Genomic DNA, 14960 nt, shown 5'->3' with positions numbered 1-14960 from the left:
AAAATTAACGATGATGAAATGTGCCTCGATATTTAAGAAGTTTTTATGTTTAATAGCATTGCTGTTTCCATATGTGGCTTTTTCTCAAAAGAATGTACCCAGCTACAACGGTGAATCAGAAATTAGTGCGCCTGTTAGTGTAACTTTATCCAATGGCTTTCATGCCCCTTTGGGAAGCACTTTGAGAGTGTTCACAACTGGTTTAAGCTATGTGAATTGTGTTCCTCTGAGTGCTTCGGTAAGCAATAATCAGAATTACATCTTAACCCGTACGTTTAAAAAACCAGGTGTAACCAACAGTAACTTAAATAGTAACCGTTTGATATGCGATGAAAACCAAACCATTCAGTACATTGATGGCCTGGGTCGTGTAATCCAGTCTGTTAGTGTACAAGGGAGCCCTAATTTGTCAGATCTGATCCAACCATTTAGTTATGATGCGATGGGAAGGACAAATATCAGTTACCAGATGTATACTGCCGGTGGTATAAATGGAAGCTATAGAAGTGACGCCCTTACGGATGGTGCGGGGCTTAAAAATTATTATATTAATCCTCCAACGGGGGTCAAAAACTCGGCTGCTCCATTTTCCGTTAGTGTTTTCGAACAGAATCCCCTTGGACGTACAGTTGAGGTTGGTGCTCAGGGAGTTGACTGGCAGCCTATTCCAAATAGTTCTTCAGGACATACATACAAAAATGAATACGGTTTTAATACAGATCAGGAGGTAAGAAAATGGACAACAACGAGTCTTTTAAATAGCGCCTCATCGATTGGTTTTTATCCCGCAGGAGCCCTATCAAAAAAAATAAGTAAGGATGAGAACTGGGTTTCAGGAAATAAAGGAGTTATTGAAGAATTTTCCGATTTTGAAGGACAGATTGTTTTAAGGCGTGTTTGGGAATCTGATACAGAAAGCCTTTCTACCTATTATGTTTACGACGAGCTTGGAAAATTGAGGTATGTACTTCCACCAGCTGTAAATGAAAACGGCCTCCTGGAAACAGCGAATACTTATTCATTTAACGAGAATGATGATGTTTTCCAAAACTATATTTATGCAAGCCACTACGATGATCAAAATCGCTTGGTTGAAAAAGCGATTCCGGGAAAGGGTTGGGAGCATATGGTTTATAACAAAAAAGACCAGCTGGTACTTTCGCAAGATGAAAAACAGCGTAGCCTGGCTGAATGGACATATTTTAAATATGATGTTTTTGGTAGGGAAGTTGTTTCTGGTATACTAAGTAGTTCTCAGCTCAGGGTAGCTATGCAAAACACGGTGAATAACCAGTCTGTGCTTTGGGAATCCAGAATTAACTCCGATCAGGGGTATAGTAATAATGCCTATCCACAGAACACCGCAAATTATCTTTCCATTAAATATTATGATGACTACAGTTTTCCAGGAAATATTTATGGCGGAGCAACCGATGGCCAGGCAGATGGTGTATTTATAAAAACCTTACTTACCGCACAGAAGCTTTCTATTATTGGGTCTACGTCAATGCTATTGAGTGTGAATTATTATGATTTAGATGGTAGGGTGGTTCAGATCAAAAAGCAAAATCAAATCGGAGATGATATTGTTGATAAAAACTGGAATTTTAACAACGAACTTATAGAAACATTAAGAACCCATAATGGTCATGGAGTGCAAACAAAGATTAAGACTAAAACTGAGTTTGATCATATGGGGAGGGTACTTGCAACGAAAAAGAGCATCAATGGTCAGGATGAATTATTCTTGAATAAAATGGAATATAACGATATCGGACAACTATTAAGAAAAAAACTGCACAGTGTTGACGGTACCACTTTCGTACAGCAAATAGATTATGCATACAATGAGAGAGGCTGGATTACTGGTATTAATGATCCAACACAGCTAGATCCTTCAAGGGTTTTTGGAATGGCCATTACCTATGCCGCTAATGCTGATACTTATAATGGAAATATTGCATCTTTAACTTGGAGAACACAGGTGCCGCCGGGATATTCTTTAAATGATGGTATACAAGGTTTTAATTATCAATATGATAAGTTAAACCGATTAACAAAAGGAAGCTACGTGTCTACAGGGAAAAATGATTTTTTCAATGAGGAAATCGGCTATGATGTTATGGGTAATATTGTAACGTTGAGGCGTAACGGAAATTCTGCCAGCTCGTATATAAACGATATGGTTTTTAATTATAGAGCCAATGGGCAGCCCGGAAATCGGTTATGGGGAGTAGTTGATAATGGAACTGCAGCCCAGGGTAGCAATTATAACTATGATGTAAATGGTAATCAAACCCTTAATTCACGTATTGGTGTTACAGATATTGCTTATAATTATTTAAATTTACCACAAGCGATAACCCGGGGGGCAACTGGTGAAGTTTTAACTATGATGTATGATGCCGAAGGGAAAAGGCTAAGAAAAAGCTTAGGAAGTCAGATTACTGATTACGTTGATGGAATACAGTATAATGGTAATAATATCGATTTTATTATGACAGAAGAAGGAAGAGCAATTCCAGGTACTCCATATATTTATCAATATTTCTTGAAGGATCACCTTGGAAATACCAGATCAACGGTGGGACAGGATGGCAGTATTCTTCAGGTTCAGGACTATTATCCATTTGGGCTTAATATGAATGCGAACAATACCGTTACGCCAAGCCCTGTTAATCAGTTTAAATTTAATGGGAAAGAAGAACTTTCTGAATTTGGTGCAGGGCAGTTGGATTTTAGTTCCAGATATTATGATCCATTAATTGGTAGGTTTTCTGGAATCGATAGACTCGCAAGTAGCTATACTTATAAAAGTCCTTATGATTATGCAGAAAATAGGCCGGTTAACGGTATAGACCTAGATGGGTTGGAATGGTTAGCAACTGTCGACAAGCAAGGAAACTCTTACATTAAGGTTAATACAAATTTTTCTTTCGATGAATCTGGGCTTTTGCCTGATGGTCTCACTACGAAAGATTATCAGAGTGCTATGAATAGTGCCTTTGACTTGATGTTTCAGACTTCTACAAAAGGTAAAGTGCATGGACTTATGAGTTTTGAGGGCGGGAATGAAAAAGCACTAGGAGTTTTTGTGCCTCTCTTAAGCATTTATGCAGAAAAGCTTGATCCTAATGAAAAAACGAGCATATATGGATTGCAAGGGCCTGGGGTAGCTAATGTAAACTTATATAATAAAAATGGTACAATAAAGACACCTACTCAGCTAGCGTGGGATGTGGTCCATGAAATCCTTCACACCTTAAGACTTGATCATCCATTTGAAAATACACAGACTGCTGATACCAAACTAAACATTGCTTCTGGCAAAAACAATTACTCAAGCACCCCCGAAACAGATCCAAGGATAGATTACAATATAATGAACTATCCAATGCTTTCAATTGACGGGAAACGACTAGGTGATCTATGGAAAGATATTAAAACCTTAGAACTCACTCCCCAGCAGATTGAGTTTATCTATAGGGAAATTGGGCTTCAACAACAGGGAATGGGTACGATCCGCGCTGATTATGAGCAGTATTGGAATAATTTCCCTGGAACTCCAGTAATTAAAAAATAGGTCATGAAGAATTATATCATATTATTCTTTCTTTTTGGTTGTTCTTCATTTCAGGAACGTGGAAAGATCCAGTCAGGCGCTTGTCAGTCGTATTACGATAAAAAACTTAAAATAAAGATTTTCCATAATGTGGATGAACGAGCAGAATTTCCAGAAGGATTTGGCAAAGAGTATCTTTTTTTTGCAAAAAGAATGAAATATCCAGATCAAGATAATTTTCAAGGATCAATAAAGGGAAGTTTTATAGTCGACAAGGATGGAGCTATAATTTCTCCCAGGATTGAAGGAAAGAAAGAAGAAGATTATACGCCTTTGGATCTTGAATTTATTAGAGTTTCTCTGCTGATGCCCAAGTGGAGGCCAGCGAAATGTAATGGGAAAAATGTAGCAACAAGGGTAATAGCTCCAATCCGTTTTTGATGAATTAGATGGACACTTAAAGATAAGAGATATAATTATTCCTAATAAATGAATTACTCCTAAACGGCCATCATTATTAACAGATGGAATTTTAGGATAGATATTTAAGGACTTAATTCAGGCGGAGTAGTTATTTAAAGCTGGTAAATACAATTGTAATACCCCATTGTTTATAATTTGTATCGGTAAGAGGTCTTAAGCCACTCTAGCTAATGGATACTTTTGAGTATGACATAATTTCTATCATCGTTAAAATCTAATAAAGTAAAGTTGTTTAGAGTACACTGTATGAAATATTTTTTGTTGATTTTAATCTTTAGCTGTTCCTCTGCGTTCGACAGGTCCACTGGACTTCAGGTATACAAAGATAGTGATGAATTACCAGAATTTCCGGGAGGAGGAAGAGAACAGCACCGTTTTTTTTATAAACTGATGAGTTATCCACAGGAACAAGCAGGAGAGAATTTTGAAGGAGTTATTAGGGGAAGTTTTATAATTACCAAAAGTGGCTCCTCTACAGGCTATAGAATTGAGGACAGATCAGAAAAGGATTATACCTCTTTAGACAAAGAATTTATCAGGGTTGCACGATTGATGCCTAAATGGAAGCCAGGAAGATGTAATGGTAAGAAAGTTGCTGTTCGAGTATTCTACACCATAAATTTTTAACTGCTATAACATACTTTATAGTTAATTGATCAAGAAAAGGGCTTTACTTTATCATGAAATATTTAATTCTGATTTTATGTTTTTTAAGCTTGAACGTGAAGAAGGATAAAAATGTCGAAACTTTTTTTCAGTGTCAGAGTTATTATGATCATTCCCTAAAACGTAATGTGTTCACAAGTGTCGATGAAATGCCCCGTTGTCCAGGGGGTATGCGTAAGCTTTCCTCATTTTTTGATAAGGTTAAATATGAGGGAAGTTATAACAACAGCGGTTGGCAACATAAAGTAGACCTCACTTTCGTAATCGATGAAAAAGGTTGTATAATAAATGCAGGTATAGATAATAAGAAAACAGAAGAATATTCGAAGTTAGATTTGGAGTACATTTGCGCTGCGAAAAAAATGCCTAAATGGAAACCAGCCAAGTGTAATGGGAAAGTAGTACCCTTTAAATTCAGTACTACTTTTAGTATAACTCCACAATAGGATAGAGTATTTATAATCCTTAATTTAAAGAGGGTATAAAAAGAACTATTCGTACTGATCTAACTCGTCTTAGCATCTTGCTAAGATCATATTCCCATATTCTTTCATAAAAGCAAAATAACCCTACTACGGATCAATATCAGGTTAACCACATTCAAGTAAATCCCAAACAAAAAAGGGCAAACAAAGAAAATCCGTTGTTGCCCTTTTTTATCAATAACTTTCTCCTAACTACCCTTGGTGCTCAGGCATGCCATTTGGATCCATCCATACATATTCCCAATGGTGGCCATCAAGATCATCAAAACTATGTTGGTACATAAAACCATAATCGGTAGCCGGATTCGGTATTGTGGCACCAGCAGCTACTGCTTTATCTACCATTTCGTTTACGGCATCTTTACTATCGGCCGATATGGCAATAGAAGTTTCTATTGCTTTGTGGGCATCGATGATTTCTTTTTGGGTAAAAGTTTGGAAAAAGGTTCTGGTCAGCAGCATTACATAAATGGTATCGCTGATGATCATGCAGGTTGCTTTCTCGTCGGTAAACTGCGGGTTAAAAGTATAACCAAGTTTGGTGAAAAACTCCACCGACTTGTTAAGGTCGCTAACGGATAGGTTCACAAAAATTTGAGTTGCCATATTGTTTTCTGATTTTGTATATTCAAAAGTATAACAAAACCAGGTAGGTATTAATGTGCAAAAACGACAAGTTAAGGGGTTAAACGCGACTTGCACGAAATATAAAATCGTCATCTAACTGAAGTGTCAACGGAATGCCTGGGCTGAGTTTATAATCTACGTTCAGTAAGAAAAAGGTGTTCTGTGATGCTTTTTCGATCATGCCTAAATGTCGGATTTTTACAACAAATAGTCTATTTATTCCAAGAATTGAGCGGATGAGTTACCTATTTTTGATAAAACCAAATATAAGGAAATGAAAAAATTAGTATTAGTTGGCCTTATGGCTTGTTCCCTGGGCTTAAACCTCAAGGCCCAACAAAAAACGGATAAGATAGAACAAGGGATTTTTAAACCTACTGATGAATCCTTAAAACAGTATAAATATCCAGATTGGTTCAGAGATGCCAAGTTTGGAATCTGGTCGCATTGGGGCCCTCAGGCAGTTCCCAGACAGGGTGATTGGTATGCCAAGAATATGTATGTTCAGGGCAGTGCGCAGAATAAGTACCACGTGGCAACTTATGGTACGCCATCTAAATTTGGATACAAAGATATTATCGCTTTATGGAAAGCAGAGAAATGGAACCCTGAGCAGTTGATGGCCTTATATAAAAAGGCCGGTGCCAAATATTTTGTAACCATGGGCTCGCATCATGATAATTTCTTCCTATGGAACTCCAAAATCCATAAATGGAATTCGGTAAATATGGGGCCACACAAAGATGTAGTGGGTTTATGGCAAAAAGCGGCTAAAAAAGAAGGACTCCGTTTTGGCGTTTCCGAGCACCTTGCTGCTAGTTTTAACTGGTTTCAGCCAAGTCATGGTGCAGACAAAACAGGGCAATTTGCAGGAATTGCCTACGATGGGCATGATCCGAAATATGCTGATCTTTATCATCTACCTGCAGATTCGGCTGATATGAAAGAGTGGCTGACCAATAATCCGGGCTGGCATAAACAATGGTTGGAAAATGTTAACGAACTAGTCGATAATTATCACCCCGACCTACTTTATTCGGATAGTAAACTTCCTTTTAAAGATATAGGGCGTACAATGGTTGCGCACTATTACAATCAGGATATGGCCAAAAATAAAGGCAAACTAGAGGCAGTATATACGCCAAAAGAGCCATCTGAAGGTAAATGGGCACAAGATGTAGAACGCGGAGTATTAGATTCGATCAGCCCGTTTCCGTGGCAAACCGATACTTCAATAGGAGATTGGTATTATAGAACCGGGCAAAAATATAAAAGTGCGAATGAAATCGCCCAGCTTTTGATCGACATTGTAAGTAAAAACGGAAATCTTTTGATCAATGTTGTACAGACTCCAGAGGGAGACCTGGAACCGGATGTTGTTAAAATTGTTACGGAAATTGGCGACTGGACCAAATTGAATGGAGAAGGTATTTATGCATCGAGACCATGGAAAGTATATGGAGAAGGCCCATCTACCATTAAATCAAACCAGAAAAAGGGCCACTTTGGTGGCTTAACCGACTCAGGTGAATATCAATCTACGGATATCAGGTATACCACAAAGGAGGGTAATCTTTTTGCTTTCTGTTTGAATGTGCCAAATGAAAGCATCAGGATGACCTTACTTGGGCGCAAATCGAAATACCTGGAGAAGCCCATCACTTCGGTTACGCTACTGGGCGGTAAGGGTAAATTAAAGTGGGTGCAGGAAGATGATGCCCTTGTAATTAGCAAACCCGCAGATTATCCGGCCTGGTCGGTAACAGGTTTCAAAATAGAATTCAAAAAATAAGGAGAGCCGCTCACATTTTAAAGTGAAAAATGAAAAGATATTGTTTAGCACTGGACCTCGTTGATGATCCAAAACTCATAGCGGAGTATGAAGCTTATCACCTTAACGGTTGGCCTGAAATTAAGCAGAGTATTATCGAGTCGGGGGTTTTGGAAATGGAAATATACCGCATTTCGAACCGTTTGTTCATGATTATGGAAACGGAAGATGATTTCAGTTTTGAAAAAAAAACAGCTATGGATATTGCTAACCCTAAGGTGAAAGAGTGGGAAGAACTGATGTGGAAATATCAGCAGGCATTACCCTTGGCAAAGCCTGGAGAAAAGTGGCTACTGATGAAAAATATATTTAAGTTAAACGAATTGTGATATGAAAAAACCGAACGGGAACATGCACACCGGATATATTTGATCTCCAGCTGGCCTCGCAATTTTGGACTGAAAAAATGCAGCACCGTGGGTTAATCGAAACTGAATTATTTAATTACAGTATTAAATAATATCTTGGTTTTTACTTGAAAGCAAAAGGAGAATGCTCTTAGAACATTCTCCTTTTGTATTTTCTGTTAATCAATGAATTGTATCTGTTGTACCAAGTAGGCCTTTCCAAACTTCTGCGGATCGTGTACCACTGTTGCTTTAATGGCTTTCCATTTTGGCCGTTGTCCTTGTTGCCAGTTTGCACGGATTTCCTGTGCATTTAGCCAGATTTCTTCAAGTTCGTTCTGTACGGTACTGTTTTCATAAGTGAGCTGTAACTTATCTGGAACCATATAATAATTATTTCCTGTTTTGCTTAGTCTTATTACTGGTCCGCCAGGTACATATGAGGTAATTAGCTGAACAGGAAATGATTCAGTTCCTTTGTATTGCGCTTTGCTAATTATCTTTTCGAAAATAAAGTAGTATTCAGGTCCGTCTTGAAGAGGCTCTTTATCGCGGTTGAATCTGGCTTTAACACGGTAAGAATAACCAGGTTCTCTTTGATCAAAACCCCATAACGAAGCACCAGCATCTACATTGCCTGGCAGCTTTAAAAGCACATCATTATCTGCAGCATAACGAGGGCTTACCAGCAGTTCAACTTCCTGCCCATTTTTTAAGTTCAGCGGACCATATCTTTCTGATTTTTTACAAGAAACAAGTGCAAAGGCAACAAAAAGAAAAAGTAGGTTTTTCATAGGTGAGTGGTTTTTAGATTAATGGTTCTTTATAAAACGTAAAAACACCCCTAAGCGCTACAACAGATTGATAATCTTTCGGGTTATTGTTAAATATTCAAACTGATAATTTAGCTAAACCTTAAAATGTGCTAGTACTCCCGTGTTTTGTGCAAATTTGTCTTAGCTCGCTATAATACCTTTGTTATCAATATTTAACAAAGAAAAAAATGTCGAAAATAATTTTAATTACCGGTGCTTCACGTGGCTTTGGTAAAATCTGGGCAAAGGCCCTTTTAGAGCGTGGCGATAAAGTAGCTGCAACCGCAAGAAATATAGCAGATTTAAATGATTTGGTAGAAGCTTATGGCGATGCCGTGTTGCCGCTTCAATTGGATGTAAACGATAGAGATGCCTGTTTTGCCGTAGCTGAAAAAGTTAAGCAGCATTTTGGCCGCGTTGATGTATTGATCAATAATGCAGGATTTGGTTTGTTTGGCGCCATAGAAGAAACGACTGAACAACAGGCCCGTGCACAAATGGAAACCAATTTTTTTGGTCTGCTGTGGGTAACACAAGCAATTGTTCCGGTAATGCGCGAACAAAAAGCCGGACACATTATCCAGGTTTCTAGCTTCCTGGGCTTGGTGAGTTTGCCCGTGCTGGGTTTATACAATGCCTCAAAATATGCGGTTAACGGCTTAAGTGAAACCTTGGCTACGGAAGTAAAAGGTTTTGGCATTAATGTAAGTTTAATCGAACCTAATGGTTTTTCTACCGATTGGTCGGGTGCTTCAGCTTTCCAAACAGCACCGCTAGAAGCATATGCTCCAGTTAAAAAAGCATTTTTTGATGCTTCAACACCCGATGGTTGGGGCAAACCAGAAGCGACAGTACCCGCTGTATTGGCATTGATCGACAGCCCTAAACCTCCTTTACACTTCTTGTTGGGTAAAGTGGCTCTACCAGTTGTTAAACAGGTTTATGCAGAACGTTTAGCTGAATTTGACGAATGGGCTGAGGTAGCGGCCAATGCACACGGTCATTAATAAATCATTTAAAACCTTTAACTACAAGCTGTACGGGGTAATTGTGTAGCTTGTAGTTAATTATTATTCAAAGGGATGAAACACTATAAAAATTTAGCCGAATTACACAGAGAAAATGCATTTCCACCGCCCGAGAACCCATTGTTTAGCATTTACAAGTGTGACAATAGGTGTACCATCGGCGACCGGGAATTTACGAGCGATTTCTATATGATCGGTTTTAAAAAAATTATTGCAGGACAAATCCTTTATGGCCGTACAAAATACGACCACGAAAGTGGTTCGATGATGTTCTTTAAGCCCAATCAGGTAATAGAAATAAAAAACCTGGAGATGGAAGAAGATGGTTTTTTGATTTTTATTCATGAAGATTTTTTAAATGGACATATGTTGCATGATACCATCAAAAAATACCACTACTTCGATTACGAAACCAACGAAGCCCTGCATCTCTCGCCCAGTGAAGAAAGCACAGTATGGGAGCTGTATCATAAAATTGAAACCGAATACCGAAACAACCAGGATGAATATAGTCGTGAATTGATTTTGGCTAATGTAGATACTTTGCTTAAGTACAGTCAACGTTTTTACAAAAGGCAATTTCTTAACCGCACAGAAATTTCGGGCAAAACAGTAACCCGGTTTAATGAAGAAATAAATAAATACGTTGCTAATGGATTATTGGCTACTAAAGGTTTGCCATCAGTGCATGATATGGCAGCGCGTTTAAACATTTCGGCAGGTTATTTAACAGATGTTTTAAAACAGGAAAGTGGAAAAACAGCTTTAGAACATATCCATATTTACCTGATATCTGAAGCAAAAAACCGTTTGATCGGTGAAAACAGGTCGGTTTCGGAGATTGCTTATGCATTGGGGTTTGAGAACCTTTCTTATTTCTCGCGTTTATTTAAAAAAGAGGTTGGTATTAGTCCAAATACGTTTAAAAAGCAGTTGGTAAATTGATGTTTTCGATTTTAACCACAGAATACACAACGACCACAAAGTTAGGCATAGGCTTCTGTTGGTGAGGATTTGCAATCCGTTTTTTAGCTATTTATTTGTCCCGCAGATTTAGAAGATTAACGCAGAGGGCACCAAGGCATGTTTTGTTTCTTTGGCGCAATAGACTCCGGACCTCTGACTCCCAACTAGCCTCATCTCCATTCTATATTTTCTTTCCTATAACCACTAAGGCACAGGGCGTACAAAGGCATATTTGTTTCTTTGCACGATAGACTCTGGACTCTAGACTCATGACTAAAAGAACCACTCATCCCCGAAAACCCTACGCTCCTGTACTTTATCTTTTTTCTTAAAATTAGTTTTCGTTGCTTTGTTTGGAACAGAAAATTTTTGGAAAAAAAAACCTACATATCGCTTTATTGGAAATGTCAGCTAATTGGCTGGTCTGTGGCCGCTTTGTATTGGGCATGTCAAGGTTGGTCTGCAGCTGGTAATTTCAGATTCGATATGGCTGTTGTACAGTTTGTTTCGGATGTGATCATGTACATTTTGATTACCCATTTGTACCGTAATTTTGCAAATAAAAACCATTGGCATGACCTGGCGCTTCAGAAACTGATCTGGCGGATGTTGATCGTTATTCCAGTAATGGGTGTTTTTTATGCCATAATTACGGTTAGTAAGTTGTACCTGGTGAGATTACTGTTTCTAAGCCACCCACACCAGTCGTTTGCTGGTTTTTTTAGTTTAAATGCAGTAGGTATTTTTGTTGCTGGTATCCGCTTAATGGCCATATGGCTTTTAGCCTACCACCTTTACCACTACGCAAAACGGGAAATGCGGTTATCAGTAGAAAATGCCAGATTGGAGCTTAGCTTTAAACAGTCGCAACTGGATAATCTTTCTGCTCAGTTAAATCCCCATTTTTTGTTCAATGCACTCAATAACATAAAATCTTTGGTATATACCCGGCCCGATGCAGCGGGTAGGGCAATCGATCTGCTAAGCGAACTGTTGCGCAGTGGATTGTATAAAGGCAGCGCCATGCTGATCAGGTTAAATGAAGAAATAGACCTGGTGAGAGATTACCTGGAGTTAGAAGGTTTGAGGATGGAAGAAAGATTACAATACGATTTGGATATCGATATTTCGCTCTCTGCGCTGATGGTGCCACGCTTATGCATTCAAACATTGGTAGAGAATGCGGTAAAACATGGAGTTGCACTAGAAAAGCAGGGTGGGAAGATTGAGGTAATAATTAACGAAAAGAATGGATTGGTAAGCATCCGTGTTTTAAACCCTGGCAAGTTGGAACCAAATAAAACGGTGGCAGGCATAGGACTGCAGAACCTGAAAGAACGGCTCGATCTCAGTTACCAGCACCATGCATCTTTCAGCCTGTATGAAATGGAGCAAAAGGTTTGCGCCGAAATTAAAATCCCAATCAGATGAGCAACATTAGAACACTGATTATTGACGATGAACGTGGCGCAAGACAGGAAGTGATAAGGATGTTAAAAAGCTATCCGCAGGTTACGGTATTGGGTGAGGCTGCTAATGCCGATGAAGCCGAGCAACTTGTCGGGCTTTTAAAGCCCGACCTGATTTTTTTGGATATACAGATGCCTGGCCGTTCGGGTTTCGACCTGTTGGAGAATTTGGTACATGTGCCGCAGGTGATTTTTGTAACGGCATTCGACAGTTACGCGGTGCAGGCTTTTGAAGTAAGTGCTATGGACTACCTGATGAAGCCCATACGGGAGGAACGCTTTAAAAGTGCAATGGATAAAGCCATAGAAAAGATCGGTGCGAATGATGGAGCAGCTGTTTTTATAAAGGATAGGAGCAAACACCACCTCATTAAATGGAAAGATGTGCATCTGATCGAGTCGGCAGAGAATTACGCCCGCCTCTTTTTCGGGCAAGAGCAGGTATTGCTCAAAACCTCCTTAAACAAACTCGAAGAAAACCCCGATTGTGAAAGATTTTTTAGAGCCGGCAGAAGTATATTATTTAACCTCGACTACATCAGTTCGGTAAAAAAAGATGATGACGGGATGTTTGTAGAACTTAAAACGGGAAATTTAATCAGAATATCAGAACGGCAGGCTGTTAAATTACGGAGCCTCATTAAAACATAAATTATAATTTTTTGATCATGAAAATAAACTTAGTAAAACTAGGTATGGCTGCGCTATGCCTCGTAATGGGCATTGAAACCTTTGCACAGCAAAAACTAACCTTACCAGATACCACTAATTATATCATTAACGATAGCGTGATGATTAAAACAAAATACGGCATTACTTTATCTGCTGTAGTGGTGAGGAAAAAAGGTGTGCGACAGAAATTACCGGCCGCACTCTTTTATTTTATCTATTCCAACACCAATAGAAGTTTGATGGAAGCCAAATACGCTGCCGATCATGGTTATGTAGGCATTGTTGCTGATGCCAGAGGGAAACGGCTCAGTCCCGATAGGCCCGAACCTTATGAGCATGAAGCACAGGATGTGAACGCGGTTATCGATTGGATCACCAATCAATCATGGAGTGATGGCAGGGTTGGCATGTATGGAGGAAGTTATTCTGGTTTTGCACAATGGGCCGCCACCAAGCACCTGCATCCGGCGCTTAAAACCCTTGTACCTTATGTAGCTGCAATTCCAGGGCTTGGCTTACCCATGGAAAATAATGTTTTTTTAGCAGCCAATTATCAATGGGCATTTTACATCACCAATAACAAATACACGGATGATGCTGTGAATAACGATAATGCCCGTTGGCACAGGATGCGGAATAACTGGTGGGAAAGTGGGGCTGCTTACAATAAGATCGACAGCATTGACGGTACACCAAATCCATTGTTACAGAAGTGGCTTAGTCACCCCGATTACGATGCCTACTGGCAGTCGATGGTGCCTTATGGTAAAGATTTTAAACACATTAATATTCCAGTACTTAGTATTACCGGCTATTATGATGATGGACAGGTTTCGGCATTGGAATACCTCCGCGAACATTATAAGTATAATCCCTCGGCCGAACATTATTTAATTATAGGCCCTTATGATCATTTTGGATCGCAGATAGGTGGAGTAGCCAAGCTGAGGGACTATAAGGTAGATTCAGTAGCACTAATCAATACCCGTGAAATAACTTTCCAATGGCTTGATTATATTCTTAAAGGCGGAAAGAAACCTATACTGTTAAAAGATAAGATCAATTATGAGGTAATGGGCGCAAATAAGTGGAAACATGCTGCTTCATTGGTAAAAATGGAAGATCACCGTATCCGATTTTATTTAGATAGTATAAACGGAACGATGCTGTTATCGCAGCAAAAGCCAGCTGAACAAGTTTTTATGCATCAGCAGGTCGATCTGGCAGACAGAACCACATTCTATAATGATTATTACCCTGATCCGATCATCAAAAAAGAGATCGACAGATCCAATGGACTGTTTTTTATCACGGAGCCATTTAGTCAAGCCATTTCAGTATCAGGTGCACTAGAGGGACAGCTTAAAGCCATCATAAACAAAAAGGATATGGATGTAGGCCTGGTTCTTTATGAAGTTACGCCCTCAGGCGAATATTTTCAGCTTTCTTATTATTTAGGAAGAGCCAGTTACGCATACGATATGAGTAAAAGAAACTTGCTTAAACCTGGGAAATTAGAATCCATACCTTTTTATAGATCGAGAGTATTCAGTAAGCAGCTGCAAAAAGGGAGCAGATTGCTTTTAGTGCTCAACATTGATAAAAATCCTTTTGCACAGATCAATTATGGAACCGGTAAGGATGTGAGTAAAGAAACGGTAAAAGATGCAGGTACTCCACTCAAAATTAAATGGTCTACACGGAGTTTTATTGAGCTTGGTTTTTCGGTAGATGCAAAAAGTTTGTTTAAATAATGTAGCGGGTCTGGATTTGCAATCCAGACCCAAGTACTATGGATTTGCAATCTGTTTTTTAGTTATTTATTTGTCCGGCAGATGTAGAAGATGAGCGAAGAATTAATTCCATCATCCAACTTACATTTTCCATCCTCTAACCACCAAGGCACGAAGCGCACAAAGACATTTTTTTTGAACAATAGACTACAGACTAATCCATCATCTAACCTAAATTTAAACCAAAGCGGTTTGCGGCGCTCTGGTTTAAGGTTT

Annotated in this window: 13 protein-coding genes; 11 read left to right on the top strand and 2 right to left on the bottom strand. The window is 39.0% G+C overall.

All coding sequences use genetic code 11. The features are described 5' to 3' along the window. The first annotated feature begins 10 nt into the window (after positions 1-10). From LQ227_RS06280 to LQ227_RS06265, 4 genes are all read left to right on the top strand, one after another. Positions 11-3583 (top strand): DUF6443 domain-containing protein, encoded by a 3573-nt coding sequence (locus LQ227_RS06280; RefSeq protein WP_230148734.1) that lies wholly within the window; start codon positions 11-13, stop codon positions 3581-3583. A 3-nt stretch (positions 3584-3586) separates the two neighbouring features. Beyond that, positions 3587-4003, top strand: a complete 417-nt coding sequence (locus LQ227_RS06275) for an energy transducer TonB (protein ID WP_230145782.1) — start codon at positions 3587-3589, stop codon at positions 4001-4003. 288 nt (positions 4004-4291) lie between these two features. Then, a complete protein-coding gene (locus tag LQ227_RS06270) occupies positions 4292-4672 on the top strand; it encodes an energy transducer TonB (protein WP_230145784.1) in 381 nt (126 codons plus the stop codon). Between the two features lie 167 nt (positions 4673-4839). After that, entirely contained in the window at positions 4840-5157 is a 318-nt protein-coding gene (locus LQ227_RS06265) for an energy transducer TonB (RefSeq protein WP_230146692.1), read from the top strand. A 231-nt stretch (positions 5158-5388) separates the two neighbouring features. On the opposite strand, the gene LQ227_RS06260 is transcribed toward LQ227_RS06265, so the two are convergent. Beyond that, positions 5389-5802: a VOC family protein gene (locus LQ227_RS06260; protein ID WP_215125234.1), complete on the bottom strand. Its 414-nt coding sequence runs from the start codon at positions 5800-5802 to the stop codon at positions 5389-5391. Positions 5803-6097: 295 nt separating this feature from the next. Here LQ227_RS06260 and LQ227_RS06255 point away from each other — a divergent pair, with 295 nt between their 5' ends. Then, positions 6098-7615 carry an alpha-L-fucosidase gene (locus LQ227_RS06255; RefSeq protein ID WP_230145787.1) on the top strand — a complete coding sequence of 506 codons (1518 nt, stop codon included), beginning with the start codon at positions 6098-6100 and terminating at the stop codon, positions 7613-7615. Between the two features lie 29 nt (positions 7616-7644). Beyond that, positions 7645-7983, top strand: coding sequence for an L-rhamnose mutarotase (locus LQ227_RS06250; protein WP_230145788.1), 339 nt, complete (start codon positions 7645-7647; stop codon positions 7981-7983). A gap of 197 nt (positions 7984-8180) precedes the next feature. On the opposite strand, the gene LQ227_RS06245 is transcribed toward LQ227_RS06250, so the two are convergent. Beyond that, the gene (locus tag LQ227_RS06245; protein ID WP_230148732.1) at positions 8181-8795 is read right to left on the bottom strand and encodes a hypothetical protein; all 615 of its coding nucleotides are present in this window, start codon (positions 8793-8795) and stop codon (positions 8181-8183) included. 209 nt (positions 8796-9004) lie between these two features. Between LQ227_RS06245 and LQ227_RS06240 the strand changes: the two genes are divergently transcribed. The 5 genes from LQ227_RS06240 to LQ227_RS06220 all read left to right on the top strand — a co-directional run bounded on the left by LQ227_RS06240 (position 9005) and on the right by LQ227_RS06220 (position 14705). Continuing rightward, positions 9005-9823 (top strand): SDR family NAD(P)-dependent oxidoreductase, encoded by an 819-nt coding sequence (locus tag LQ227_RS06240; protein WP_230148730.1) that lies wholly within the window; start codon positions 9005-9007, stop codon positions 9821-9823. 75 nt (positions 9824-9898) lie between these two features. After that, positions 9899-10789 (top strand): AraC family transcriptional regulator, encoded by an 891-nt coding sequence (locus LQ227_RS06235; RefSeq protein ID WP_230148728.1) that lies wholly within the window; start codon positions 9899-9901, stop codon positions 10787-10789. A gap of 390 nt (positions 10790-11179) precedes the next feature. Further along, positions 11180-12241 carry a sensor histidine kinase gene (locus LQ227_RS06230; protein ID WP_230148727.1) on the top strand — a complete coding sequence of 354 codons (1062 nt, stop codon included), beginning with the start codon at positions 11180-11182 and terminating at the stop codon, positions 12239-12241. Beyond that, positions 12238-12930: a LytTR family DNA-binding domain-containing protein gene (locus LQ227_RS06225; RefSeq protein ID WP_230148725.1), complete on the top strand. Its 693-nt coding sequence runs from the start codon at positions 12238-12240 to the stop codon at positions 12928-12930. Before LQ227_RS06230 ends, LQ227_RS06225 begins: the two co-directional genes overlap by 4 nt. Positions 12931-12947: 17 nt before the next feature. Beyond that, a complete protein-coding gene (locus LQ227_RS06220) occupies positions 12948-14705 on the top strand; it encodes a CocE/NonD family hydrolase (protein WP_230148723.1) in 1758 nt (585 codons plus the stop codon). The last annotated feature ends 255 nt before the right edge of the window (positions 14706-14960 follow it).

The sequence above is a fragment of the Pedobacter sp. Bi27 genome, from assembly GCF_918698255.1.
GTDB lineage: Bacteria > Bacteroidota > Bacteroidia > Sphingobacteriales > Sphingobacteriaceae > Pedobacter.
The sequence above is the reverse complement of the archived record's forward strand: the minus strand, read 5'-3'. Positions and strand labels throughout refer to the sequence as shown.

Bases quoted from the DNA above. Each gene is read 5' to 3' on its own strand.
- LQ227_RS06255 (WP_230145787.1), top strand. From the start codon at position 6,098: ATGAAAAAATTAGTATTAGTTGGCCTTATGGCTTGTTCCCTGGGCTTA.
- LQ227_RS06235 (WP_230148728.1), top strand. From the start codon at position 9,899: ATGAAACACTATAAAAATTTAGCCGAATTACACAGAGAAAATGCATTT.
- LQ227_RS06240 (WP_230148730.1), top strand. From the start codon at position 9,005: ATGTCGAAAATAATTTTAATTACCGGTGCTTCACGTGGCTTTGGTAAA.
- LQ227_RS06250 (WP_230145788.1), top strand. From the start codon at position 7,645: ATGAAAAGATATTGTTTAGCACTGGACCTCGTTGATGATCCAAAACTC.
- LQ227_RS06220 (WP_230148723.1), top strand. From the start codon at position 12,948: ATGAAAATAAACTTAGTAAAACTAGGTATGGCTGCGCTATGCCTCGTA.
- LQ227_RS06275 (WP_230145782.1), top strand. From the start codon at position 3,587: ATGAAGAATTATATCATATTATTCTTTCTTTTTGGTTGTTCTTCATTT.
- LQ227_RS06270 (WP_230145784.1), top strand. From the start codon at position 4,292: ATGAAATATTTTTTGTTGATTTTAATCTTTAGCTGTTCCTCTGCGTTC.
- LQ227_RS06260 (WP_215125234.1), bottom strand. From the start codon at position 5,802: ATGGCAACTCAAATTTTTGTGAACCTATCCGTTAGCGACCTTAACAAG.
- LQ227_RS06245 (WP_230148732.1), bottom strand. From the start codon at position 8,795: ATGAAAAACCTACTTTTTCTTTTTGTTGCCTTTGCACTTGTTTCTTGT.
- LQ227_RS06225 (WP_230148725.1), top strand. From the start codon at position 12,238: ATGAGCAACATTAGAACACTGATTATTGACGATGAACGTGGCGCAAGA.
- LQ227_RS06280 (WP_230148734.1), top strand. From the start codon at position 11: ATGATGAAATGTGCCTCGATATTTAAGAAGTTTTTATGTTTAATAGCA.